Annotated in this window: 20 protein-coding genes, 1 tRNA gene, 1 rRNA gene and 1 other annotated feature (1 of these 23 cut by a window edge); of the genes, 2 read left to right on the top strand and 20 right to left on the bottom strand. The window is 46.4% G+C overall.

Features of this window, described 5'->3' with window-relative positions; all coding sequences use genetic code 11:
- From LZ11_RS10260 to tyrS, 3 genes are all read right to left on the bottom strand, one after another.
- Positions 1 to 168, bottom strand: a 16S ribosomal RNA gene (locus LZ11_RS10260) (its annotated part extends 1,083 nt beyond the left edge of the window); the annotation flags it as partial.
- Positions 169 to 528: 360 nt separating this feature from the next.
- Positions 529 to 1,182 carry a sporulation protein YunB gene (yunB, locus tag LZ11_RS10255; protein ID WP_148867789.1) on the bottom strand — a complete coding sequence of 218 codons (654 nt, stop codon included), beginning with the start codon at positions 1,180 to 1,182 and terminating at the stop codon, positions 529 to 531.
- Positions 1,183 to 1,237: 55 nt separating this feature from the next.
- Entirely contained in the window at positions 1,238 to 2,440 is a 1,203-nt protein-coding gene (tyrS, locus tag LZ11_RS10250; protein WP_148867788.1) for a tyrosine--tRNA ligase, read from the bottom strand.
- Positions 2,441 to 2,597: 157 nt separating this feature from the next.
- On the opposite strand from tyrS, the gene LZ11_RS10245 reads away from it, so the two are divergent.
- Positions 2,598 to 5,099 carry a transglycosylase domain-containing protein gene (locus tag LZ11_RS10245; protein WP_148867787.1) on the top strand — a complete coding sequence of 834 codons (2,502 nt, stop codon included), beginning with the start codon at positions 2,598 to 2,600 and terminating at the stop codon, positions 5,097 to 5,099.
- A 48-nt stretch (positions 5,100 to 5,147) separates the two neighbouring features.
- Here LZ11_RS10245 and LZ11_RS10240 read toward each other — a convergent pair whose 3' ends face one another.
- The 17 genes from LZ11_RS10240 to LZ11_RS10155 all read right to left on the bottom strand — a co-directional run bounded on the left by LZ11_RS10240 (position 5,148) and on the right by LZ11_RS10155 (position 24,545).
- Positions 5,148 to 5,609 (bottom strand): 2-thiouracil desulfurase family protein, encoded by a 462-nt coding sequence (locus LZ11_RS10240; protein WP_222927243.1) that lies wholly within the window; start codon positions 5,607 to 5,609, stop codon positions 5,148 to 5,150.
- Positions 5,606 to 7,978 carry an endonuclease MutS2 gene (locus LZ11_RS10235; RefSeq protein ID WP_148867786.1) on the bottom strand — a complete coding sequence of 791 codons (2,373 nt, stop codon included), beginning with the start codon at positions 7,976 to 7,978 and terminating at the stop codon, positions 5,606 to 5,608. The genes LZ11_RS10240 and LZ11_RS10235 overlap by 4 nt, the downstream gene beginning before the upstream one ends.
- Before the next feature lie 14 nt (positions 7,979 to 7,992).
- Positions 7,993 to 10,413, bottom strand: coding sequence for a U32 family peptidase (locus tag LZ11_RS10230; protein ID WP_170240358.1), 2,421 nt, complete (start codon positions 10,411 to 10,413; stop codon positions 7,993 to 7,995).
- The gene (gene polX, locus LZ11_RS10225) at positions 10,410 to 12,128 is read right to left on the bottom strand and encodes a DNA polymerase/3'-5' exonuclease PolX (protein ID WP_148867784.1); all 1,719 of its coding nucleotides are present in this window, start codon (positions 12,126 to 12,128) and stop codon (positions 10,410 to 10,412) included. The genes LZ11_RS10230 and polX overlap by 4 nt, the downstream gene beginning before the upstream one ends.
- A 5-nt stretch (positions 12,129 to 12,133) precedes the next feature.
- Positions 12,134 to 12,412: a cell division protein ZapA gene (locus tag LZ11_RS10220; RefSeq protein ID WP_148867783.1), complete on the bottom strand. Its 279-nt coding sequence runs from the start codon at positions 12,410 to 12,412 to the stop codon at positions 12,134 to 12,136.
- A 21-nt stretch (positions 12,413 to 12,433) separates the two neighbouring features.
- Entirely contained in the window at positions 12,434 to 14,833 is a 2,400-nt protein-coding gene (gene pheT / locus LZ11_RS10215; RefSeq protein WP_148867782.1) for a phenylalanine--tRNA ligase subunit beta, read from the bottom strand.
- Positions 14,834 to 14,851: 18 nt separating this feature from the next.
- Positions 14,852 to 15,868 carry a phenylalanine--tRNA ligase subunit alpha gene (pheS, locus tag LZ11_RS10210; protein WP_148867781.1) on the bottom strand — a complete coding sequence of 339 codons (1,017 nt, stop codon included), beginning with the start codon at positions 15,866 to 15,868 and terminating at the stop codon, positions 14,852 to 14,854.
- Between the two features lie 62 nt (positions 15,869 to 15,930).
- Positions 15,931 to 16,154: a binding site (T-box leader), on the bottom strand.
- 142 nt (positions 16,155 to 16,296) lie between these two features.
- Entirely contained in the window at positions 16,297 to 17,094 is a 798-nt protein-coding gene (locus LZ11_RS10200) for a TrmH family RNA methyltransferase (RefSeq protein ID WP_148867779.1), read from the bottom strand.
- Positions 17,095 to 17,190: 96 nt separating this feature from the next.
- Positions 17,191 to 17,841, bottom strand: a complete 651-nt coding sequence (locus LZ11_RS10195) for a potassium channel family protein (RefSeq protein ID WP_148867778.1) — start codon at positions 17,839 to 17,841, stop codon at positions 17,191 to 17,193.
- 20 nt (positions 17,842 to 17,861) lie between these two features.
- Positions 17,862 to 19,181, bottom strand: a complete 1,320-nt coding sequence (locus LZ11_RS10190; protein WP_222927242.1) for a TrkH family potassium uptake protein — start codon at positions 19,179 to 19,181, stop codon at positions 17,862 to 17,864.
- Positions 19,182 to 19,254: 73 nt separating this feature from the next.
- Positions 19,255 to 19,611, bottom strand: a complete 357-nt coding sequence (gene rplT, locus LZ11_RS10185) for a 50S ribosomal protein L20 (RefSeq protein WP_148867777.1) — start codon at positions 19,609 to 19,611, stop codon at positions 19,255 to 19,257.
- Between the two features lie 19 nt (positions 19,612 to 19,630).
- Positions 19,631 to 19,828, bottom strand: coding sequence for a 50S ribosomal protein L35 (rpmI, locus tag LZ11_RS10180; RefSeq protein ID WP_148867776.1), 198 nt, complete (start codon positions 19,826 to 19,828; stop codon positions 19,631 to 19,633).
- 6 nt (positions 19,829 to 19,834) lie between these two features.
- Positions 19,835 to 20,365 (bottom strand): translation initiation factor IF-3, encoded by a 531-nt coding sequence (gene infC, locus LZ11_RS10175; RefSeq protein WP_342782614.1) that lies wholly within the window; start codon positions 20,363 to 20,365, stop codon positions 19,835 to 19,837.
- Between the two features lie 201 nt (positions 20,366 to 20,566).
- Positions 20,567 to 22,480 (bottom strand): threonine--tRNA ligase, encoded by a 1,914-nt coding sequence (gene thrS, locus LZ11_RS10170; RefSeq protein ID WP_187695074.1) that lies wholly within the window; start codon positions 22,478 to 22,480, stop codon positions 20,567 to 20,569.
- Positions 22,481 to 22,757: 277 nt separating this feature from the next.
- Positions 22,758 to 23,378: a DUF445 domain-containing protein gene (locus LZ11_RS10165; protein WP_148867774.1), complete on the bottom strand. Its 621-nt coding sequence runs from the start codon at positions 23,376 to 23,378 to the stop codon at positions 22,758 to 22,760.
- A gap of 105 nt (positions 23,379 to 23,483) precedes the next feature.
- Positions 23,484 to 24,347, bottom strand: coding sequence for a putative sporulation protein YtxC (gene ytxC / locus LZ11_RS10160; protein ID WP_148867773.1), 864 nt, complete (start codon positions 24,345 to 24,347; stop codon positions 23,484 to 23,486).
- A 123-nt stretch (positions 24,348 to 24,470) separates the two neighbouring features.
- A tRNA-Val gene (locus tag LZ11_RS10155) sits at positions 24,471 to 24,545 on the bottom strand.
- Positions 24,546 to 24,794: 249 nt separating this feature from the next.
- Here LZ11_RS10155 and LZ11_RS10150 point away from each other — a divergent pair.
- Positions 24,795 to 25,000, top strand: a 206-nt coding sequence (locus LZ11_RS10150) for a helix-turn-helix domain-containing protein (protein WP_148867772.1), incomplete at its 3' end; no start/stop codon positions are given.

Here is a 25,000-nt window from a genome sequence, read left to right as displayed (position 1 = left end):
CCGGTTTCCCAGGGCTATCCCCGTGTGGTGGGTAGGTTGCCTACGTGTTACTCACCCGTCCGCCGCTGGGTAAATCTCGTGGAAACCACTCGATTCACCCCGCTCGACTTGCATGTGTTAGGCACGCCGCCAGCGTTCGTCCTGAGCCAGGATCAAACTCTCAGGTTTATCCTTTCAATAAGCCTCTCGGCTTATTATCTTCAAACACACCTTGTTGTTGAAACTCTCAGGCGTGACACTGTTCAGTTTTCAAGGATCATGCATCGGGATTTTCATTATAACATCTTTGATCGCTTCTGTCAACCGCTTTTATCGCTTTTATGTGGCTGACGATTTTGTATTATACATCATTTGTTGGGGTCCTGTCAACCCCGATTGTTAATTTTTTTTGAGAAGTTCAACCATCAGCGTTTAATACTATACCACAAGCTGGTTCCGGGTTCAATTTTTAAAGCCTTGAAATATTGCTATTTTTATTGGCAAATCCCAGCTATCCCTCGGTTATTCTCATTTTTTCACCGTATTACCTCATTGTTTAAAATCCAGTATGGTTTGCGGGACATTCCCTACTATTATGGTTTCGGCTATCGGTACGTTGGTCTTTATCTCAACGTTGGAACTCAGGAATGGCTGGACAACCCTTACCTGAGCAGTTATATCAAGAATTATTTTGTGCCTTGTCTGGTTAATACCTGCTTCCTCGAAGGCTTCCGAGGTGTCCACCTGGGCAGTCCCCACAGGATAAAGCGATACATTAATAGATGGGCCCATGTTCGCAAGTATCTTGCTGCCCGTTATTACCCCAAGAGGAATCTTTATACCGTCCATAGTTATTTCTTTGAGGGTCCTCACCACTTCCAAAGTTGTTTCGGTTTCAATCCGGTTTATTTCAATAGTATTTATTTGAATTAGAGTAATCTGTCCGCTCACGTCTTTGTGAATTGTTATAAGATCTTTATACTGTACGTTCTTGGTTATCTTTTCTTTAACCGCCCGGTTTATGGCTTCCGTGGCCAATATTCGAGCCCGGGCCTCGGCTATAGCCAAAACGCTGGGTGCAATTTGCCTTTCTATGAATATGAACATAAAGAAAGCCAGTACAGCCATCGTGATCAAAAGGACGTAAAAGTTAACCAATTTATATGTAAAGATTCGCCTATACCACTTAGGTCGGCCGAACATAAAAACCCCTCCTACTAGAATATGCAGGAGGGGATCAATTCGTTCCTAATCCATTTTATGATTTGACTACTTTCACGAATTTTCTTTTTCCCACCTGAATGACTACAGGAGATGAGATTTCGATATCCAGGGCATCAAGGATTTTTTCTCCATTAACTTTCACGGCGCCCTGCTTTATCATCCTTAAAGCCTCGCTATTGGAAGAACAGAGACCAGCAAGGGCCATCAATCTTGGTAACCATACCCTGTCTGTATCGACTTTAAACTCCGGAATTTCGCCGGGCAAATCGCTTTTCTGGAATACTCTCACGAAGTTCTCTTCGGCTTTTCGGGCTTCTTCGTCTCCGTGGTAAAGCTTTACAATTTCCCTGGCCAGCATCATCTTTGCATCTCTGGGGTTAATCTTTCCTTCTTTAATACCTTTTTCAATTCTATTTATCCTCTCTGGGTGAATATCCGTTGCCAGCCTGTAGTATTCCATCATTACCTTGTCGGGAATCGACATAACCTTCCCATACATCTCGTCGGGTGGTTCGTTAATGCCTATGTAATTTCCGAGGCTTTTACTCATTTTTCTCTTGCCGTCAATCCCCACGAGGATGGGCATGAGCATGGCCACCTGCGGTTCCTGCCCGTACTCTCTCTGCAAAGTCCTACCCATCAGGATATTGAATTTCTGTTCGGTGGCACCCAGCTCTACGTCGGCTTCTAAGGCGACCGAGTCATAACCCTGCATTAGCGGGTAAAAAAATTCGTGAATTGATATAGGCCTGCCTTCCTTAAATCTCTGGCTGAAGTCTTCTCTTTCCAGCATACGGGCTACGGTATACTTCGACGCCAGCTTTAGGACCTCTTCAAAACTCATCCGTCCCAGCCATTCGCTGTTGAACTTTATTCTGGTCTTATCGGGATCGAGGATTTTAAAAACCTGTTCTTCGTAGGTCCTGGCGTTTTCCATTATTTCTTCCCTGGAAAGCTGTTTTCTGGTTTCCGATTTACCCGTAGGATCTCCTATCATTCCCGTAAAATCGCCGATCAACAATATAACCTCGTGCCCCAGATCCTGAAACTGTCGCATCTTTCTCAGCACAACAGCATGGCCAAGGTGAACATCCGGGGCGGTAGGATCTATTCCTAGTTTGATCCTTAGAGGCTTTTTGTTTTCATAAGCCCTCTTCAGCTTGTTCAGCAGTTCTTCTTCAGATATGATCTCGCTGGCATTATGTTTTAAGATTTCAAATTGTTCCTCAGGTCTCAATTTTATCCCTCTTCCGTAAGCATGTTTTTATTTTCATAAATTATAGCACAGTCAAGTTATTAGTTCAAACATTGTATTTCCTTCAAGGTTCATATTGTGGTATAATAATTTCTGCATACGGTTCGGGGGGCACTACGTGGAACCGAGGAGGTTAATTATGAGCAATAACACCGGAAAAAGAAAACTCTCTCTCGCCAGGAGTTTGATACTTTTGGCACTCTTTATTGTAATCGCATCCTCTGGAGCCGCGCTGGGGTTGTTCATATATTATGTAAAGGATACCCCGCCTTTTGATCCCCAAAAATTAAAACCCAGCGAAACCTCTATTGTTTACGATGCAAAAGGGAACGTTATCGCAGAGCTTCACGGAGAACAGAACCGCATCCCCGTCGCCTTAAGCGAAATTCCCGAACACCTGAAGCAGGCTTTCATAGCCATTGAAGACCAGTATTTTTACAAGCATAAAGGTATCAACTTGCGTTCTCTTATAGGGGCCCTATGGACCGATATTATTCGTAGAGAGTATCACAGAGGAGCCAGTACTATAACCCAGCAGCTGGTTAAAAACGCTTTCCTCTCCAACGAAAAGACCTTGAAGCGCAAGGCACAGGAAGCCTGGCTGGCAATACAGGTAGAACGCCATTTTACTAAAGACCAGATACTCGAGTTCTATCTTAATCAAATATATTTCGGCCATTCGGCTTATGGCGTGGAAGCCGCCGCTCAAACCTATTTCGGCAAAAGTGTGAAAGACCTGACCCTGGCGGAAAGCGCCATGCTGGCGGGTATAACAAAAGGCCCTTCAATCTACTCGCCCTATCTCAATTTTGATAGGGCGAAAGAAAGACAGGCTGTCATTTTAAATGCTATGGTCGAGATGGGATTCATCACCAAAGAAGAAGCAGAAAATGCAAAGAAAGAAAAATTGAATCTGATCGGCCTAAAAAATGCAAAAGCCGATTACAAAGCCCCTTACTTCACGGATTACGTTATAACCCAGCTAGCGCAGGATTTACAGAGGGAACTTGGGATGACGGAAGACGAAGCTTACCAAAAGATATATAACGGCGGATTGAAGATTTACACCACCGTTGATATGGAGATCCAGGAGGCGGCCGAGAAAGCCCTGGCTAACCCGGCGAATTACCCATATACAAAAAAGGACAAGAACGACATTCCCCAGCCCCAGGCTGCGGCAGTAGTAATAGATCCGCATACGGGCCATATTAAGGCTTTGGTAGGGGGACGTGAACATTACAAAAAGCTTGGTCTAAACAGAGCCTTTCAATCTTACAGGCAACCTGGATCAGCTTTCAAACCGATAATAGTCTACACAGCTGCTGTAGACATGGGGTATACCGCCGCTACCGTCGTGGATGATTCCCCGGTTTCGTACCCCAACGGCAGCGGTGGCACCTGGTCGCCTCAAAACTATACCCATGACTTTAAAGGCCTCACAACTATCAGAAAGGCAATCGCTGACTCCGTCAACGTGGTGGCGGTAAAGGTCCTGGAGGATATCGGCATCGACCGGGGCATAGAATACGCCCAGAAATTGGGAATAAAAAACCTGGTGCTGGAGGGGCGAAGAAACGACAGGCAGCTTCCCATAGCTTTAGGGGGCATCACAAAAGGCGTTTCCCCTCTTGAACTCGCATCGGCTTATGGCACGCTGGCAAATCAGGGCACTCACGTGGAGCCGATCGCCATATTAAAAGTCGTCGATAAAAACGGCAGAACACTTCTGGAAAATAACCCCGACAGGTGGACAGCCGTAAGCCCCCAGGTGGCCTTTATAGTAACGGACATGATGCGAAGCGTAATCACCGAGGGAACCGGAAAGAGACTTGCCGGTTTACCGTTTCCGGTGGCAGGTAAGACCGGTACGACTTCCGACAACAAGGATGTATGGTTTGTCGGATATACTCCCCACCTGGTCGCCGCCGTCTGGATGGGCCATGACGAACCATCACCCATGAAAGGAGTTGCGGGAGGTTATCAGCCAGCGCTGATCTGGAAGCAAATCATGACCGTCGCCCATAAAAATCTGCCCAGGGTCAACTTCCCGAAACCCGGCAACATAGTAGGGCCCATCACTGTATGTGAGGATTCGGGTAAGATTCCAACAGAACTGTGTTACAGGGACCCCAGAGGACCGAGGGTTAGTGGAGAATATTTCATAAAAGGCACCGAACCCACCGAATACTGTGATGTACACGTGGAAAAATTAATTGATGTGTCAACAGGGTTGCTGGCGACACCATACTGCCCGCCTGACCAGGTACAGAGCAAGGTTTTCCTGGCCCGCCCTCCCTACAAAGCTTCTGCAAGTGGCAAAATACCGCTTGACGCAAAATACCAGCCGCCTACAGAATACTGTAATGTCCACGGCCCGGGATCCATTAATGAAGGCGGTCTTCCCGGAGGAGTAATTGTGCCACCGGTCGACCAAAATAACCCCGGCAACGTTAATGGTAACGGTAATGGCAACGGTAATGACAGCGGCAATAATTCTACCGGAAATAGTCAAGATCAAGACCAAGATCGAGAGCACGAGCAGACTCGAGATGAGGATCAGAAACAGAATAAAGATGATAACAAAAGCAACAACCGCACAAGAAGTGACGCAGAAAACTTCATAACCCGGCTTTTACAATAAAAGGGGAGCGCACATAGCTCCCCTTTTATCGTTACTATAAAATTTTTATTAGTGATGCCGCTGCAGGTAATCGTCGGAGTCTATTACTTGGATCCCGTGGGACTTCAGGTAGGCGGCTGTCACGCCCAGCCCTTCTTTCAGCACACCGCAAAAATTGCCGTCGTATATATTTTTGCAACCGCAGGACGGGCTTTTAGATTTTAGAATAGCGGCTTCGGCGCCGGTGAGGTTGGCAAGTTTCAGGGCTTCTCTTGCGCCTTTCAAAAATTTTTCCGTCACATCCTTCCCATCACGGGTCAGGACCCGTGCCTTCCCCTCAATCACTTCAAAACCGTCTTTGCCGATAATTTCAGATGGCATCCTTGGTGTGGGCAGACCTCCAGCCTGTTCGGGGCAAAACGGGATTGCTTCTCCCTTTCTTACCAGCTCCTCAAAAACCTCATGAAAACTATTTTCCCCGTCGTATCTGGTATTAAAGCCTGCAAGGCATGCGCTTATTATATAAATCACTGAAATTCCACCACCGTAACTCCTAATCCTCCCTCATTCATGTTGCCGGACCTGAAAGACTTTATGTCTTTTCGAGTTTTCAGCATATCCTGTATCCCCTTGCGGAGTATACCCGTTCCCTTGCCGTGTATGATTACCACGCTGGGCAAACCGGCGATGCCGGCATCGTCCAGGTATTTGTCGACTTTTAACAAGGCCTCGTCCAGGGTAAGGCCCCTTACGTCTATTTCTCTTGAAATCTCCTTGGTTTTTCCCACAGCCAGTGACGAATACCTCACGTTGCCACTACCGAGTTTATCCTCTTCCTCTTCTAATTTTACCAGGCTGGATACGGGTAAATTCACCTTCACAACTCCTATCTGTACCTGCGCCGTTTTTCCCCTTTCGTCAACCGACACTATATATCCTTCCTGATTTAAGCTTTCCACCCTGACTCTATCCCCGGGATTCAGGGGACCTTCTACTGCTTTCACCCCGGCTTTTTTTATTAAGGGCTCCTTTGATGCATATTCGTCTGACGCTTTTTTCAGCCGCTTTCTTACCTCCTCAATGATTCGGTCCCTGAGCTGCCTTGTATCCTGAGCTTCTACCTCCTTGAGCTTTTCATATATCTTCTCGGCTTCTTTGCTGACTTTTTCGATAATATTCTTTGCTTTTTCCCGGGCTTTTTCCAGGATCTTCTCCTCCCTGCTTATTAGCTTTTCCCTTTCCTCCTCCAGCTCCTTCAACTTCATCATGTACTGCCTCTTTAATTCCTGAATTTCCTCTTTCTCCTGTTTCGCCTTTTTCCTCTCCTGTTCCAGGCCTTTGAGCAGGTCCTCCATCTGGATGTTTTCTCTGTTCAAAAAGCTGCGAGCAAGTTCTATTATTTCTCTGTTTAATCCCAGCCTCGCAGCTATTTCAAAGGCGTTGCTTTTACCCGGAACGCCTATGGAGAGCCTGTAGGTCGGACTCAGCGTTTCTACATCGAACTCCACGCTGGCGTTTTCCATCCCATCCCTGGAATAGGCAAAAGCTTTAAGTTCACTGTAATGGGTCGTCGCCACCACCCGGGCTCCCTTTTCGTAAAAGTAATTCAGTACGGCCATAGCGAGGGCGGCGCCTTCGGTGGGGTCGGTGCCCGCGCCGAGTTCATCCAGCAACACCAGGCTCCCTGAACCGGCTTTATCGACTATTTCTTTTATGTTTTTCATGTGGGAGGAGAAAGTGCTGAGAGACTGTTCTATGCTCTGTTCATCCCCTATATCGGCAAATACCTCATTGAACACGGAAAGTTCTGTACCTTCTTCGGCGGGCAGGTGTAGGCCCGCCTGCGCCATAAGAGCGAAAAGACCTACAGTCTTCAGGGAGACGGTTTTTCCGCCGGTATTAGGACCGGTTATCACTAACACTGTGAACTCGTCTCCCAGATAAATGTCAATGGGGACCACTTCGCCCCTCAACAAAGGGTGTCTGCCCTTTTTTATATTAATATATCCTCTAGAATTGAAACCGGGTTCAACCCCTTTAACACCCATGCTGTATTTGGCCTTCGCCAGGATAAAATCCAGGCGGACAAGGCCCTCAAAGGTCACTTCCAGGTATTCCCTGTTTTCGGCGATTTTTGCTGAAAACTCCCTTAATATCCGTTCTATCTCTCTTTGTTCCTCAATTTCCAGCCTTCTCAGCTCGTTGTTGATCTGAAGGATGGGCATGGGCTCCAGGTAAAGCGTGGCACCGCTCGCTGACTGATCATGTACTACTCCCGGAATACTGGATCTGAATTCCTGCTTTACGGGGATTACGTACCTACCGTTTCGAATGGTTATTATGGGTTCCTGGAGAAATTTTTGATACTGAGGCGAACTTATAAATAATTCCAGCTTTTCCTTCGCCCTCTGGAACAATATCCTCTTTTCCTTTCGTATGGCCGACAGTCTCGGGCTCGCTCCGTCAGCTATTTCTTCTTCGCTTATAATGGCTTTCTGGATCTTTTCCTCGAGGGATGAAAAAATGTGAATCTCCTCTATTATACTGCTTACAATCTTGCACTCCGCGAGACCCTTTTCAAACCAGGCATTTTTTACAAGCCGGGAAGTTTTCATAACTGATGCTATTGAAAGCAGTTCCCCGGTCGTGAGCACCGCTCCCATGGCTGCCCTTTTCAAAGAATTACGTATATCGGGCAATTCGTTTAAGGGTAAATTAATCCCTGACCTCAGGATAGTGACGCCCTCGCTGGTCTCCTTCTGCATGCTTTTTATCAGCTGTTCCTCAGCGACAGGTTTCAACTCCAGGAGGCGACCTTTCGCTACATCAGATACAGCGTATTCACTCAATATCCGTTTTACCTTGTCAAACTCCAAAATTTTTTGCACCCGCTCATTCATAGGATCACCCTTTTCTATTTGACCCCTCTAAAGAAATGCCCGTAGGTATGGGCGCCTGTCAGGGTCTTTTCATCGATTTTTTCTTTGACTGCCAGGACGTTTTTATAGACTTTAACAAGACGCTCCACTTCTCCAGCCTCTTTTCCTATCAAGTAGAGCTGGCCCACGTTAACACCCGCATCCCGTATTTCTCCCAGGTAGTTAATCATGCAGAGTTCATAACAGTTGTAAATATGAGATCTTCCCCTCTCGTCTACCGCCACCGGAAACACCTTCCCCAAGCGGTCTTTCAGGCCGGCCTTTTTTATGTCTGCAGCGATATTCGTTTTAATCAGATTATGTTCGCTTACCATCAGCGGCAATCTACCGTGGACCAGACATTCAACCAGCAGCGGGGCTGCCAGCTGCCTGATCTGATTCATCGAAAGTTCCGGCGAGAGGACTGCTCTTGATACTCCTAGTTCATTCAAGACTTTAAGACTTACCGAATTGAAGGTATTCAGCGAAAAATCAGCCACCGCCTTTACTCCTCTTTTAACGGCCGAGGTTATGGCTCCGAGGTTTCCAGCCAGTACACCCTCCCCATGCCCCAATTTTGCTTCGTCCAGTATATCTTCAAACTCCTCCATCGTTTTTCTGTCTACTATCTGCGGAAGAGCCAGGAAAAATTTACATCCATAACCATACGCCAGACGACGCACTTCGGCGTAATATTTTTTTGTCTCCGAAAAATTTTCTCCGCCGAAATAAATTATGTCTATTCCGGAAAAAATAGCGGCACGGGCGGATTCTATATTATCAACCCTGGCGCTCAACTTAAACGGTAAGGGTTTCTCGCTTCCGGGATGCCGGTAGACTTCTTCTATAAACTCTCTCCACGACTTTTCCACCGGCGGCTTCACGCGTCTTGCGAGCCTCAATTGTTCCAGTTTCGCCACTGCCCTGCGCCTGGTATCGTTCATCGAGCTGAAAGGCAGCATAGCACTTTTTTCAATACGGGCGGTAAAATTTCTGAGGGCAAATATTGTATTGCCTAACCGGTCTATCTGCCCCCTGACCGCGTGCTCGTCCAGAGGATGCTTTTCGGCCTTCTGCACTACCTGGTCTGAATAGGCTAAGGCTTCATTTCCTTCAGGGTCTGTCATCTTTACCACCATGGGGCGACCCACCTCAAGTAGCACTTCTACATCCACCGGAACTTTTCTAGCATATTTCGGATCAGTGTAAGTTTTCCTCACTTCGCTCATGAGAACGGTGTCCGATGTCTTGTAAATGGGGGTGCCCCTGGGAATAGGCTCCCTGGTCCTCAATTCCACGATTTCTCCAGGCCCGGCCTGGGACCTTTTCCGGCCGTTGACGTAAAACTCCGTAACGGCGTAACCGAATCCCTCTTCTCCCCTGAAGTCTACGCCGTCCCCCACGTGCAGGTGTTCTTCCAGCAGTATTTTTACAAAACCCCTCTTCCTGTCGTAACCAGTAACTTTCCCCAGAAAAACCCCTTTATTCCGCGGGCAATCCACACTCATCAATTCGGCCCCGGGATTGCCAAAATAATACCCGGTCGTAAAATCCCTGTTGAATATCCTGGCGAGTTTTTTCTCCTCCTCAGGAGGTACATGGTAACGTTCCGGAGCCTCGAGGTAGCGGTCTATGGTCTGTCTGTAGGCTGCAGTAACCAGCGCCACGTATTCCGGTCTCTTCAACCTGCCCTCTATCTTAAAAGAATCGATACCCGCTTCGATCAATCGTGGCAGGTGGTCTATCATTTTCAGATCCCTGGGGCTGAGCAGATGAAGTTTTTCAGTAAGCTTTGTTCCTTTTTCATCAACCAGAGCATAATGTAGGCGGCACGGCTGGGCACACTGGCCCCTGTTGCCGCTCCTCGAACCTATAAAGCTGCTCATGAGGCATTGCCCCGAGTAGCAGAAACACAGGGCTCCGTGGATGAAGGTCTCGATCTCCATCGACGTACTGGATTTTATACGCCTGATCTCGTCGAGAGACAGTTCCCGGGCAAGGACGACCCTGTCAAATTTCAGATTTTCCAGGGCTTTTACACTCTCCGCATTATGGATGGTCATCTGGGTGCTGCCGTGAACCTCCATATGAGGAAAATTTCGTTTTATAAAAGCTCCCAAGCCCAGGTCCTGAACTATTATTCCGTCAACGCCGATGGAGTAAAGAAAATCTACAAAATCCGCGGCTTTCTCCATCTCTCCGTCGGATATCAATATATTGGCGGTTACGTAGAGATTTACGCCTTTAAGGTGGGCGTATTCGACAGCCTCCTTCAATTCTTCTCTGGTAAAATTGGCAGCAGCCCTCCTGGCATTAAATTCTTTACCGCCGAGGTAGACCGCATCGGCTCCATTCTCTACGGCAGCGCGCAGGGCCTCAATATTACCCGCCGGCGACAGCAATTCCGGTTTCTTCACTTTTTGCCCAGCACCTCCAACAGCCGGGGAAGCGGGAGGGTGTTTATTACGTCCCGTTTTTCGAGCCAACCCCTCCGGGCAACCCATACGCCGTATCTCATGTCTTTCAATCCCTCCAGCTCGTGGGAGTCGGTGTTTATAACCATTTTTACGCCTATCTCCTTCGCCTTCTTGGTCAAATGGTCGTTCAGATCCAACCGATCCGGTGAAGAATTGATCTCAAGAAAGGTATTTGTTTCAGCGGCCGTCTTCAAAATCACATCAACATCCACGTCATAGGGATCCCGCCTGCCCAGCATTCTACCGGTTGGGTGAGCAATTATATTTACGTAAGGATTATGCATAGCCGATACAATCCGGCGGGTTAATTTTTCCCGGTCCTGTTTAAAACCGCTGTGAATGGATGCAATTACCACATCCAGTTCCTTCAGTATATCGTCATCGAAATCTAAAAGATCGTTAGTCAGTATATCTACCTCGATACCTGTCAGTATTTTTATACCCGTTATTTCCCTGTTTAGCTTTTTTATCAGCTCCACCTGCCGCATCAAGCGTTCCTCATCCAGACCCCGGGCAACTTTAAGGGACTTCGAGTGGTCCGTAATGGCCACATACTCGTACCCCATATCCCTAGCCCTGATGGCAATTTCCTCTATTGAATTTATGCCGTCGCTCCAATCGCTGTGAACGTGAAGGTCGCCTTTTATGTCAGTCAACTCTATAGGCTCGGGTAGCCTGCCCTCTACGGCGGCTTCTATCTCGCCTTTGTCTTCCCTCAATTCGGGAATTATAAAGGGCATATCGAGTAATTTATAGACGGCCTCTTCGCTCTCGGGATAAATAGCCTCACCGCTTCCTTTTTTGATAATGCCGCACTCGCTAAAATCCAGACCCTTTCTTTTGGCTATGCCCACCAGCTTGGCGCTGTGATCCTTGTTCCCAGTATAATGATGCATGGCGGCCCAAAAAGACCGCGGTTCGACGATCCGTAGATCCACCTGTACCCCGATATCCAACACTACGCTTGTTTTGTTTGGATCCCGGGCCAGGATTTCGGCTATCCTTGGATAAACCAGGAATCCCTCCACGACCTCGGTAGGGCTTTGCGATGAGACAACTACATCGATATTGCTGATGAGTTCCTTTCTCCTGCGAAGGCTACCCGCTACCTCCACCTTTTCTACGGCGGGCAGACACCGGAGCATATCCTTTATCTCATCCGCCAGGTAGAGAGCGGTAGATAACAGCATTTTGCCCGCCTTTCCCTTCAGCATCTGTATTCCCTTTAAAATACTCTGTTCCGTCTTAACGCCTATTCCCGGCAATCCCCTTAATTTATGATTTTTTGCAGCTTGTTCCAACTCATCAATCGTAGTTATGTGGAGGGCGTCGTAAATTGTTTTGACCCTTTTAGCTCCAAGCCCGGGGATTTTTAGCATTTCAACCAGGCCTCTGGGTATATCCTTTTTCAGTTCTTCGTAATACCTGCACGTACCGGTCTCTATGATTTCTTTTATTTTGCCCTCCAGCGCTTTCCCGATCCCTTCCATACTTCCGAGAGATGAGGTTTTCATCATCTCTTCGATATCTTCCGGCAGGCTGGCGATTACCCGAGCAGCCTTGCGGTATGCCCTGATTTTAAAAAAGTTTTCTCCTTTAATTTCCAGCATATCGGCAATATCGAAAAATATAAAAGATACGAGGTAATTCTTCATGGCGTCTACAACCTCGATTCCCCGGATTTTTCTTCTTCCAAAAGTTCCAGAAATTCGTCGTATTCGGCTTTCAATCTTAAATATTCGTCAGCGATATGGAGGGCCGTCAGAACTGCCAGGTTAACCCTGTTAAGCCTCGGATTCGCCTTTGAGAGAAATTTCATCTTTTGGTCCACATAGGCCGCTAATCGTCTAATATGCTCCTCTGTAGCTGCACCTTTTATATAATAATTCTCCCCGTTAATTTCAACTTTTACCCTTGTTAAATCGGACTCTTTTTCCATTGGTTTGTCCTCCTCCGTCCTTTACTCTCTCAGGCGGCCGTTGAATTTCTTTAAGATGTGTTCCGTTATATTGCTGTGGAGCCGGTTTATTTCTTCATCAGTCAGCGTCCTATCCTTTGCCCTGTACGTCAACGAAAAAGCAAGGCTCTTATATCCTTCCGGTATCTGATTTCCCCTGTATACGTCGAAAAGCTCAACATTTTCCAGCAGTTCTCCACCGGCCTCCTTTATGGTTTCCATAATGCTGCCGGCGGTTACGTCTTCTTCGACGACTATGGCCACATCTCTGTCGGCGGCCGGGAATCTCGGCAAGGGTTGGAATTTAACTTCTGTTGAAGCTTTATCGAGTAAAAGATCCAGGTCCAGCTCCGCTACATAAGCCCGCTTGTCTTCAATACCGTAATTTTCCATTACGTCGGGGTGAACCTCTCCTATAAAACCGGCGATTTCTCCGTCGACGGAGATTTTTGCGGTCCTTCCCGGATGCAGGGAAAAATGCTCGCCAGGATAAAAAACAGCTCCGCGTATTTTTAATTTTAACAAGAGAGTTTCAATTGCACCTTTCAGGTAGTAAAAATCCAAATTCTCATCGCAGACAGCCAGCCCCAGCCTTCTCTTCTCAACAGGCAATTCTTTTAAAGGTATTTGCCGTGGGATATAGATAGTCCCTAATTCAAAAATCCTGATACTTTCCCGTTTCTGGTTAAGGTTAAACCTTATCACTTCCAGAATGCCGGGCAGCAGAGTAGTCCTCATTACGCTCTGCTCCTCGCCCAGAGGGTTTATTATTTTGACAATCCGGCGGATTTCATGGTCTTCCGGTGCTCCCAAAGCGTCGAAAGCACTGGGACTTATAAAAGAATAGGTGTAAATCTCTGAAAAGCCGCAACCCGTCAAGGTTTGCTTTATTTCGTCCACGAGTTTCTGATTGCGGTTCAATTTACCGCAGGTGGCTATGCTGCCGGGCAGAGTTGAGGGAAGATTGTCGTATCCATAAATTCGGGCGATTTCCTCGGCCAGATCCGCCTCCTGCGTAATATCCGCGCGGAACGTGGGAATGATGACAAAGGTTTGATCGGATTCTTCTATAGCCTCTATTTCCAGCCGTCTCAGTATATCGACCATTTGCTCTTTAGAAATCTCAGTACCCAGAAGGGCATTTAACCTGTCAACCCTTAGAGGTAGTTTTCCGGGAAGCACGGGCTCAGGATATACGTCGACGCACCCCTTCAATACCCTGCCGGCCCCCAGTCGTTCAATCAGCTCGCAGGCCCTTTCAGCCGCCATTGACGCCAGATTAGGATCAATACCCTTCTCAAAACGCAGGGATGCCTCGGTCCTAATACCCAATCTTCTAGATGTCCGCCGGATGTTAGGACCCCAGAAATTAGCGGATTCCAGCAGTACGGTCCGGGTTTCCGCCGAAACTTCGGTTTCGGCTCCCCCCATGATCCCCGCTAAAGCTACAGGGCCTTTTTTATCGGCTATCACCAGCGTATCTTCGGAGATCTCCCTTACCTGACCGTCCAGGGTGGTTATCTTCTCTCCATTGTTTCCCCTGCGCACTATTATTGAACCACCTGTCAGTTTGTCATAATCAAAAGCATGAAGGGGCTGACCCAGTTCCAGCATCACATAATTGGTAATATCCACAATGTTGTTTATAGGCCGGATTCCGCATACCTGTAACCTCCTCTGCATCCAGAGAGGCGAGGGCTTTATTTTCACATCTTTTATTATCCTGGCGATATAGCGTTTGCACAGGTCCCTGGCTTCCACCGTCACATTTACTTTGTCCGGAATCCTTTCGCCGGATTCTTCTTTCAGATTAATAGAAACCGGAGTCAACGGGATATTGAAGGTAGCGGCGGCCTCTCTGGCCATTCCGACGATGCTCAAACAATCGGGCCTGTTCGGAGTTAATTCAAAGTCTATGACGGCATCCTCCAGCCCTATGTAATCCTTAATATCATTTCCTACCGGCGCGTCTTCGGGCAAAATCAAAAGTCCGCTTTTCATATCCTCTGGTAAGCCGTGGTCATCAAGCCCCAGTTCCTTCGCGGAACATAGCATTCCCTGTGATTCCAGGCCTTTTATATTTTGGACCTTGATCTCGATGCCGCCTTCAATAATTGCTCCCGGCAGGGCGACCGCCACCCTGTCCCCCTCTTTAATATTGTGGGCTCCTGTAATTATCTGAAGCGCCCGATCGCCGACGTTAACGATTGTTACAAGCAGCTTATCGGAATCGGGGTGCTTTTCGATTTTGATTATCTCGCCGACCACGACGTTTTTTATATCCCGCCCCGGATATTCAATGCTTTCTGCACTTGAACCCGACATAGTGAGCCTTTTAGCCAGTTCCTCGACGCTACCCCTGTAATCCACATATTCCATCATCCATTTAAGAGATACCTTCATAATTTTCCCCCTCCTTATCTAAAACTGTTCTAAAAAGCGCAGGTCGTTTTCGAAAAATAACCTCATATCGTTAATACCGTACTTCAGCATGGCGATCCTTTCTATACCCATTCCGAAAGCAAATCCTGTCAATTCTTCCGGATCGTAGCCCGCATTTTTCAATACATTTGGATGGACCATTCCGCAACCCAGTATCTCCAGCCAACCCGTATAGGAACACACCCTGCATCCTTTTCCATTGCAGGCTATGCAGGATATGTCCATCTCCGCACTGGGCTCCGTAAACGGAAAATAGCTGGGCCTGAACCTTACCATCCTCTCTTCGCCGTAGAATAACTTGGCAAAGGTTATCAGCGTCCCCTTCAGCTGAGCCATAGTCACGTTTTTCCCCACCAAGAGCCCTTCCACCTGGTGAAAGACAGGAGAATGGGTAGCGTCTACCTCGTCGGAGCGGTAAACCCTGCCCGGGACGATGACTTTAATCGGGGGCTTCCGGTTTTCCATAGTCCTGATCTGCACCGGCGACGTGTGGGTCCTCAGCAGAATATCTTCTGTTATGTAGAAGGTATCCTGCATGTCTCTGGCCGGGTGGTCTTTAGGTATGTTCAGGGCTTCAAAGTTGTAATAATCCAGCTCTATTTCCGGTCCTTCCACTATCTCATACCCCAGCCCCAGGAAAATTTCTTTTATTTCGTCCAATACCAAGGTTAGGGGATGTTTATGCCCCAGCGCTACTTTTGAGGGAATTGTTACGTCGATGGCCTCTTTCTTTAGACGTTCTTTTTTTGCTATCTCTTTCAGTTCAAGGGACTTTTGAGAAAATTTTTCTTCGAGGATTTCTTTTATTTCGTTAGCCAGTTTACCTATTGCCGGTCTTTCTTCAGGTTTTAGGTCTGCCATTCCCCTCAAAATAACGGTAAGCTTTCCTTTTTTGCCCAGAAATTTTATTCTCAGATCGTTCAACTCTTCTAGATTACCGGCCGTTTCAAGAGCACGAAGGGCTTCTTCTTTCAAATTTATCAGTTCTTGCTTCACCGCCTTTACCTCCTCTGAAATATAATTATACTAAAATTATACTAAAAAAGCTTTCGCCCCTCCTCAGGGACGAAAGCTTATGCTCCCGTGGTACCACCCTTTTTCAGTTTATAACCGCAATCAAACCCTCTTCTTCCTTTAACGGGGAAAACCGGAGAGGATTACTGGCATTCAACCTCCCGGCTCCAGAGTGAACTTGGGCAGCTTCACCTTAAAAGAGCTTCCAGTCTACGGCTCTTTCTCCCTGAAAGGTTCCCCCGCCTACTCTCTCCTTCATAGCCTTTCTATTGCAGAATTAGCCTCCTATATATCAAGTAAGCCACTATCGAGCCTGTAGCTTCAAAAATATTCCAAAAAAAGTCAGCGGTCAACAAAAGACCACGCCCTTTCTCTGCGTTTAAGATAATTATAACATAGCCGCTCCCGTTTTACAAGGGAAAGGGGTGGCTTCTTTGACGCACCGCTTCGAACAGTACTATCCCGCTGGCTACCGCAACATTTAGGGATTCCGCCCTTCCGGGCATGGGAATTTTCACCAGTTCGACGGGCATTTCCAGGATTTCAGGGGAAACGCCCTCAGCTTCGCTCCCGAACACCAGCACTACGGAACCGGTTAAATCCACGTCAAAATAGCTTTTTTCTGCGCCGAGGTGGGTAACCACTATCTTGGCACCTTTTTGGGACAACTCGTGTAGTACTGCCGGAAGGTCTACTCCTTCAATAACCGGCAGGTGAAATATAGAGCCCATGGTGGCCCTTACCACCTTGGGGTTGTATATATCAACACAACCCTTGCCTGCCAGGATACCGCCGGCCCCCGCAGCGTCCGCCGTCCGGATAATGGTACCGATATTACCCGGATCCTTAATTCCGTCTAGAGCCACGATTAGGAAGTTATCTTCATAAATGTTTCTCAGTTCAAAGTTTTTCATCCTGACTACGGCCATTATGCCCTGTGGTGCTTCTGTATCCGACAGAGTCTCGTATACCTCTCGGGGCACTTCATAAATCCTCATATTTTCATATTTTTCTATTTTTTCTCTGTGCCGTTTTAAAAAGTCATCGGACACCAGTAGAAATTCAACGGAATGATCGGAATTCAAAGCTTCTTCCGTAGCCCTGAGCCCTTCCACCAAAAAAAGTCCGTGCCTTTTCCTGTAATTTTTAAGCTGAACCAGAGCCCTAACCATTTTTATCTGTCGTTTAGAAGGTAAATCGAACATCATATTCCCTCACTCATAAATACATAGACTTTCTCCGGGGCCCAGAATCAGCAGTGATGTGCCGGGCTTATCACGGCAATTTTTTCATCATAGTATCACTTAGACGTGGTTTTCAAGTTTTTTGATATCCTTGTTATGGCCTACCACTACCAGAATATCTCCTTTTTTTATGAAATCCTCGGCGCCGGGAGAGACAATGACATCTTCATCGCGCTTGATAGCCATCACGTTCAATCCATGCCGTCCCCTCATATCTAATTCCCTCAGAGTCTTGTCGTACCATTCGGGCAGAGCCTGGATTTCCACTATAGAAAAATCAGGAGAAAGTTCTATATAGTCCAGTATATTCGAAGAAACCAGGTTGTGCGCAACCCTTATTCCCATATCCCTCTCGGGGAATACTACCCTGTCAGCCCCAATTTTATACAGCACCTTACCATGTAGATCGTTCTGGGCTTTAGCCACGACGTATTTCAAGCCCAGCTCCTTTAGAATCAGGGTAACTAGTATGCTGGCCTGAATATCGTCGCCTATGCTAACTATGCCGACATCGAAGTTTCTGACACCAAGGGCTTTTAACGTATTCTCATCGGTTGCATCGGCCTGGACTGCATGGGTGATACTATCAACCAGAGACTGTACTATTTCCTCATTGCTGTCAATACCCAACACATCATAGCCGAGCTTGTACAGCGTCTTCGCTACACTCGATCCGAATCTCCCCAAGCCTATTACTACAAACTGTTTCAAAGCAAAGTCGCCTCCTGTTATCAACCAACTAATATTCTCTCTTCAGGATATTTCAACATAGCCGTTTTCTTTTTGCTGGCCAGTGCCAGAGCGATCGTTAGTGGCCCTAACCTGCCGCTGAACATAGTTAAGATGATCAGCACCTTCCCCGCATCGCTCAGGTGCGGTGTGATCCCCATGGATAAACCTACTGTTCCAAAGGCCGACACGGTTTCATATAGTATAGACATAAAGTCGGCCCCTTCTGTTATCGCGAGCAGCAACGAAACGGAGAGTACCTGTAAAAGGGCCATCACTGTTATTACGCTGGCCTTAAACACGTTATCCATGGGAATGCGCCTTTTATATATTTCAACATCTTCCTTGGATGTAATTACTGAATATATCATCATTAAAACTAAAGCAAAAGTGGTAGTTTTTACACCGCCGCCTGTAGAACCCGGCGAAGCTCCGATGAACATGAGGAAAATGGTAAAGTATTTGGCGGCCAGCGACATATCGGGTAAACTTATGGTATTAAATCCCGCAGTCCTTGGTGTTACCGACTGAAAAGCTGCGGCCAGAATTTTCCCTGCCGGCGAAAGACTGCCGAGGGTCTTGGGGTTTGAGTACTCAAGGGCATATATGACCAGAAAACCGGCCACCAGCAGAAATACCGTCATGGTGAGCACCACTTTTGAATGAAGGCTCAACCTGTGAAAATTTCTTATGGTGAATACGTCATATATTACCGAAAACCCGAGACCTCCAAAAATAATCAGCCCCATTATCACTATATTTACCAACGGATCCTCAACAAAAGGAGTAAGGCTTCTGAAGTTTCCTATGAGGTCAAATCCTGCGTTGTTAAACGCCGAGACCGCATGGAATATTCCGTAATATATCCCCCTGTATAATCCGTAGACCCTGACAAACCGCAAAGAAAGAAAAAAAGCCCCTAAACCTTCGAATATCAGGGTCGTAAAAATGATGTACCTGGTTAACTTCACTACCCCGGCGAGGGTCAGCTGATTTAACGCTTCCCGCATAACCAGGCGCTCTTTCAAAGTGATCCTCTTGCCCAGGATTAAAAATATTAACGTGGTCATCGTCATGAATCCCAGTCCGCCGATTTGTATGAGAAACATTATCAGGATCTGGCCAAACAGAGAATACTGAGTATAGGTGTCTACGACTACGAGTCCGGTCACGCACACAGCAGATGTGGCAGTAAAAAGTGCGTTTAAAAAGCCCACGCTCTCACCGCTTTTTGAGGCCACGGGTAACGAAAGCAGAACGGCGCCCACAAGGATAACTGTAGCAAATCCTAGAACGAGTATCTGAGCGGGTCTTAATTTCAACCGAAGGCCGACCGCTATCACTTTAATTTTTAATCGCCTCCTAAAAGCTTAAAAAAGCGACCGAAGCCGCTTTTTATTTTATGTTAGCTTTAGCAATTTCTACTAGTTGGGTAAAGCCTCCCTGATCGTGAATGGCCATTTCGGCTAGCATTTTGCGATTTATCTGGATACCCGCTTTTTTAAGTCCATTTATAAATTTGCTGTAAGACAAGCCGTTGGCTCTGGCGGCAGCATTTATTCTTGTAATCCATAGCTTCCTGAAATCGCGCTTTTTTAGCTTACGGCCCACATAAGCATACATCAGGGATTTTAAAACCGCCTGATTCGCTATTTTAAACCGCTTGCTTTTTGCTCCGTAATACCCTTTCGCGAGCTTTAAAATCTTTTTATGCCTTCTGCGAGCTGTGACGCCCTTTTTCACTCTTGCCATATCCTATCCCCTCCAAAGTTTACTTGTATGGAATGAGCTGTTTGATGCGCTTGTAATCTGCTTTGCTCACCAGTGCAGGTTTTCTCAAATGTCTTTTCCTCTTATTGGACTTATGAGTCAGAAGATGGCTTTTATAGGCCTTGGCTCTTTTAATTTTCCCCTTTTTCGTAAGATCAAATCTCTTGGCAGCACCCCTGTGAGTCTTTATCTTTGGCATGTATCTTCACTCCTTAGATGTATTTTGTTTTGGAGAAAGTATCATAACCATGTTTCTCCCCTCAATAACCGGGGGTTTTTCTACAACACCCTTTTCCCTGACGCTATCCGCTAGTCTCTTGAGAACATCCTCGCCCAACTGGGTGTGAGTAATTTCCCTTCCCCTGAATCTTATAGTAACCTTCACCTTGTTGCCGTCATCTAGAAACCTGAGGGCATTTTTAACCCTGACCTGGAAATCGTGCTCCTCTATATTGGGGCTCATACGGATTTCCTTTATGCTGATGACCTTCTGATTCTTCCTGGCTTCTTTTTCCTTCTTGCTCTGTTCGTACTTATACTTGCCGTAGTCCATTATCTTGCAGACCGGCGGTTTCGCCTGTGGAGCCACCTTAACTAGGTCGAGTTGCCTTTCCTGCGCGATCCTTAAGGCTTCCTTCAGCGGCATTATCCCCAGCTGTTTCCCGTCGGTGTCGATAACCCTAACCTCCCGGGCCCTTATTTCGTAATTGACCTCCAGTTCCTTTTCTTTGGTAATACCGTTCACCTCCAAAAATAAATAAAATAAAAGGACAGGAAGAATCCACCTGTCCTCATTGACGCGTAAAAACCTTATAGGCATTCGCCATAAGGTGAGAAGATGAATTCTTCTGCTTTTTAAAGGGGTACTTTTTAGTTTTACAGATCACGTTATCTAATATATCACACGGTATTTCCCAATGTCAATTATTTTGTTGATTTATTCCTTATTTTTAATTCGCGCGGTTATCTCTTCGATGAAATCTTTCAAATTCCTGGTCCCCACATCGCCCTTTTCGCGAATCCTCACTGAAACCGTGCCTTCAGCCGCTTCCTTCTCTCCCACAATCAGCATGTAAGGGATCTTCTGCACCTGGGCATCTCGGATCTTATAACCGATTTTCTCGTTTCTTTCGTCAAGTTCCACCCTAATATCACTATTCTCCAGTTGGGCTTTTACCTTACGGGCGTAGTCCATAAACTTTTCGCTTATGGGAATCACTCGGACCTGCACCGGTGCAAGCCATACAGGAAAAGCTCCTGCGTAGTGTTCTATAAGGATTCCGATAAAGCGTTCCAGACTGCCGAAAATAGTGCGGTGAATCATTACAGGCCTGTGTTTTTCTCCGTCCGGGCCGATATACGTAAGGTCGAAGCGCTCCGGCATCATGAAATCCAGCTGTATCGTGCCGCACTGCCAGGTACGCCCTATGCTGTCCTTTAAGTGAAAATCTATTTTGGGCCCGTAAAAAGCTCCATCACCTTCATTTATCTTGTAGGGAAGCCCTTTTTTGTCCAGGGCGTTTTTCAAGGCCGCGGTAGCCCTTTCCCATAGTTCATCGGGACCCATGGAATTTTCTGGTCTGGTGGACAGCTCCACATGGTAGTCAAACCCGAAAATTCTGTATATATGGTCGGCCAGATTTATTACCTCTAAAATCTCTTGTTCGATCTGCGAAGGCATCATATAAATGTGGGCATCATCCTGGGTAAAGCTCCTCACCCTCATGAGGCCGTGCAGCACGCCGGAAAGTTCATGCCTGTGAACCAGGCCCAGTTCCGCCAGTTTTAACGGGAGTTCCCTGTAGCTGTGCACATCATTCTTGTAAACCAGTATCCCTCCGGGACAATTCATGGGTTTTATGGCGTAGCCTTCACCGTCAATCTGCGTAAAGTACATATTGGACTTATAGTGGTCCCAGTGCCCCGAGCGCTTCCACAACTCCTCGTTCAATATGATGGGTGTTTTGATTTCCTGATATCCCCTTTTTTGGTGCTCCTTTCTCCAGAAATCTATCAGCGTGTTCCACAGCACCATTCCCTTTGGATGGAAGAACGGAAATCCCGGCCCTTCTTCGTGCATGCTGAAGAGGCCCAGCTCCCTCCCGAGCTTTCTGTGGTCTCTCTTTTTAGCTTCTTCCAGCTTCCTTAGGTATTCATCCAGCATGGATCTTTTGGGGAACGATGTGCCGTAAATCCTCTGGAGCATCTTGTTGCGCTGGTCGCCTTTCCAGTAAGCCCCTGCAAGACTTGTCAGCTTAAAAGCCTTTATTCTCCCCGTGGACGGTATATGGGGGCCGGCGCACAGGTCGATGAATTCACCGTTTTTGTAAAAACTTATCTTAACATCCCCGGGTAGGTTTTCAACCAGTTCGACCTTGTACGGTTCTCCCATCTCCTTCAACTTTTCAACGGCCTCTTCCCTGGATACTTCCATCCGGATAAAGGGCTGGTCTTCAGCTACTATCCTTTCCATTTCTTTTTCGATCTTCTCCAGGTCTTCGGGTGTAAAACTCTCATCTCTGTCAAAATCGTAGTAAAAACCCTCTTCAATAGAAGGTCCTATGGCGAGCTTTACATCCGGGAAAAGCCTCTTTACGGCTTGGGCCATGACGTGAGAGGTGCTGTGCCTGAATGCATTCTTTCCTTCCTCGTCTTCAAAGGTCAGTATTTCAACACAAGAATCCTCTTCAATCCGGTGACTCAGGTCCACAACAACGCCGTTAACCTTTGCCACGAGGGCTTCTTTCACAAGTCTGGGACCCAGGTCCCGGGCTATTTCCATCACAGTGACGCCTTTAGGATAAACCCTCTCCTCATTTCCCTTCAAGACAACTTTCACCGTTTCCTGCATCGTTTCCCCCTCTTTTCAGTTTGATGATCAAAATCGAAAAACCTCTCGTCCCGAAAGGGACGAGAGGTTGCTCCCGTGGTTCCACCCTAATTGAAACTCTTTATGGCATAAAGGTGCCGCCTTCGGACTCCGAGGTGGTCTTCAGCTTACTATTCTCAGGGCTTTTCCAGCTACCGGCCCCTCTCTGGGAGAAATCATAAGCCTACTCTTCTCTTCACCGTCCGCATATTATTCAATTTTTATTTATTATAATCTCAAGAAAAATTAAAGTCAAGTTTTACCTGAAAAAATTAACATAATATGAGAACACCGCCTGCACCAACCCTATGAAAAACCCTATGACTCCGCCGAGAATCTCGATCTGCCTGAGTTCTTTCCTGGAAAGTTTTATTATCAGATTTTCCAGCTGCTTCAGGTCGAAGGAATTGATTTTCTCTTCCACCATCATGCCCAGCTTTATCTCTTCCCTGAACTTAGAGACTAGGTTTGCCTTTAACTCATCGAAGATATCTTCTCCGTGGCGGTCTACGACTTCCCTCAAGTAAGCCGTTATTCCTGTTCTTAAAGGTTGCGGTATAAAAGCCGGCAGTTTCTCATTAGCTTTTTCCTCTACAATATTTTTAAGGTTGGCGAGTATCTGCCGTTTTATATTATCCGACGTCAACCGCTCCACTATGTCGTCGGAAGACAGGACTTCTCTTTCCAGGGTTTCGCCTATATTTTTTGAAATCTCCGCCCTCCTCTTTGGAATAAGGCCCTGCATCTGGAACCCGAGAATATTCACTGGTTTTAAAGGCCGAAATATGAGTTTGATCGCCAGCACATTGGTCTCCCAGCCTATAAAAGCTCCGATAAACGGCATCAGTATTAACTGCAGTATTATGTAATTGTAATCCATCGTTTCTACCCCGCAAATCTTCAATCGCTTCGGTCTCGAAATATAATATAACATATGTGCCGCCAAATAGCCAGCAAAAAAAGAGCCCCTGGGGCTCACAAAATTTTACTTCTTGCTTGGCTTTGAGGCCAGGCAGATTTCGCAGTTACTGCAAAAATAAACCCGGCCCTCAAAAATGTTATAAATTATACTTATGACTTCGCTTTTTTCCAGGCCGGTATAACCGTGAATTATGATCTTCCTGGGGGCCACGTTAATTAGGGTGCTCACTGCGATATCGTCCAGGCTAAGATCGGGGTTTTCCTTCGCTAAGGCGTCAATACCTTTATCCTTCTCTACCGGTTTCATATCTCCGTCCAGTAGGAGAAATTCACCGTTTCTTACCAGAACGTGAACCAATTCTTCTTTTGGCTCATGAAGATCCACAAAAAACCTGAGTAAATTTATAAATTCCCGGTACTCCTTTTCCATCAGGTACTCATCGATAGCCTTATCGACGACTTCTTCCAGCAGCTCGATGTACTCTTTCAACCTGAAATTTATAAATCCGTCCAGGATTATCGTGTTGCTGCAGTTATTAAGGTAATCCAGAATTTTATGTATCAATACCGTCTTACGTTTTAGGTGACAAGGCGAATCCTTTTTATCGTTGCGATAAGAAAAATTTAATATCCTCCTGGCAAAATCATATATGGATCTTTGTTCGTTCTTATCAAAATAAAAAAATTTCTTCATAATTCTTTTTAAAAGTTTAGGCTCCCAAAAGTCGATTACCACGTCCGCCAGCATTTCGGCAATAGAAGTAAAGAAATCATCATCTATTGCGCAGTTATAAAAAATCGAAGTCCCGACCTTTTCTCTGCGCAGAATCACTCCCACTCCCTTTCCCTTTAGTATGTCTAATTCCGCGCGCAATCTATCTTCAAAACCGTCGACCGGTTCTATAACTCCGATGGTTAAAAAGCGCACTGAGGTCACTCCCTTCCTAGCTTATAAATATTATATGTCCGTGTCATGATCCCTTATACAACAAAATGAAGGGAGCAGACCTAAAATCTGGCATAAAAAAAGAGCCTTTTTCAGGCATAAAAATGGTGGGCGCTGTAAGGATTGAACTTACGACCTCTTCCGCGTCAAGGAAGCGCTCTCCCACTGAGCTAAGCGCCCACTATGTGGTCCCGGGAACCGGAATCGTCCCGAAATCATAAGATTGTCTAACAAGTTCAAAAACTGAACTTGCAGATGTTATTATAGCATCAATCCCTATTTTATGCAAGAGTTATTGGCAAATTTTTTGTTGTTTTTCTGTGAGGTTAATTGTAAAATTAAATGCGACAGTAAAAAAAGTTGAACCATAGCATGAAACCCGATATGATGTTGGTTGACAAAAAACTAACACATATGGAGGGTTCAGCTATGGTTCTTACTAAAGAGTATACCACATCACCACCCACTTTTAAACACCTTACACCCTACGAAAGAGGTAAAATTTGTGCCCTGCTCAAAGAAGGTTTCTCACCAACTCAAATCGCTAAAAAACTCGGCCGTCATCGCAGTACTATTTACCGCGAAATCAAGCGTGGTACAACGACTCAACTTCGCACAGATCTAACTACATACAG

The sequence above is a fragment of the Thermosediminibacter litoriperuensis genome (assembly GCF_008124715.1).
Classification (GTDB): domain Bacteria; phylum Bacillota; class Thermosediminibacteria; order Thermosediminibacterales; family Thermosediminibacteraceae; genus Thermosediminibacter; species Thermosediminibacter litoriperuensis.
Note: the sequence above shows the minus strand (reverse complement) of the source record. Positions and strands in the feature narration are given on the sequence as shown.

Excerpts from the sequence above, each read along its gene's own strand:
- LZ11_RS10235 (WP_148867786.1), bottom strand. The coding sequence starts at position 7,978 with ATGAATGAGCGGGTGCAAAAAATTTTGGAGTTTGACAAGGTAAAACGG.
- LZ11_RS10165 (WP_148867774.1), bottom strand. The coding sequence starts at position 23,378 with ATGGATTACAATTACATAATACTGCAGTTAATACTGATGCCGTTTATC.
- yunB (WP_148867789.1), bottom strand. The coding sequence starts at position 1,182 with ATGTTCGGCCGACCTAAGTGGTATAGGCGAATCTTTACATATAAATTG.
- rplT (WP_148867777.1), bottom strand. The coding sequence starts at position 19,611 with ATGGCAAGAGTGAAAAAGGGCGTCACAGCTCGCAGAAGGCATAAAAAG.
- rpmI (WP_148867776.1), bottom strand. The coding sequence starts at position 19,828 with ATGCCAAAGATAAAGACTCACAGGGGTGCTGCCAAGAGATTTGATCTT.
- polX (WP_148867784.1), bottom strand. The coding sequence starts at position 12,128 with ATGAAGAATTACCTCGTATCTTTTATATTTTTCGATATTGCCGATATG.
- LZ11_RS10245 (WP_148867787.1), top strand. The coding sequence starts at position 2,598 with ATGAGCAATAACACCGGAAAAAGAAAACTCTCTCTCGCCAGGAGTTTG.
- pheT (WP_148867782.1), bottom strand. The coding sequence starts at position 14,833 with ATGAAGGTATCTCTTAAATGGATGATGGAATATGTGGATTACAGGGGT.
- thrS (WP_187695074.1), bottom strand. The coding sequence starts at position 22,480 with ATGCAGGAAACGGTGAAAGTTGTCTTGAAGGGAAATGAGGAGAGGGTT.
- LZ11_RS10220 (WP_148867783.1), bottom strand. The coding sequence starts at position 12,412 with ATGGAAAAAGAGTCCGATTTAACAAGGGTAAAAGTTGAAATTAACGGG.
- LZ11_RS10200 (WP_148867779.1), bottom strand. The coding sequence starts at position 17,094 with ATGATGTTCGATTTACCTTCTAAACGACAGATAAAAATGGTTAGGGCT.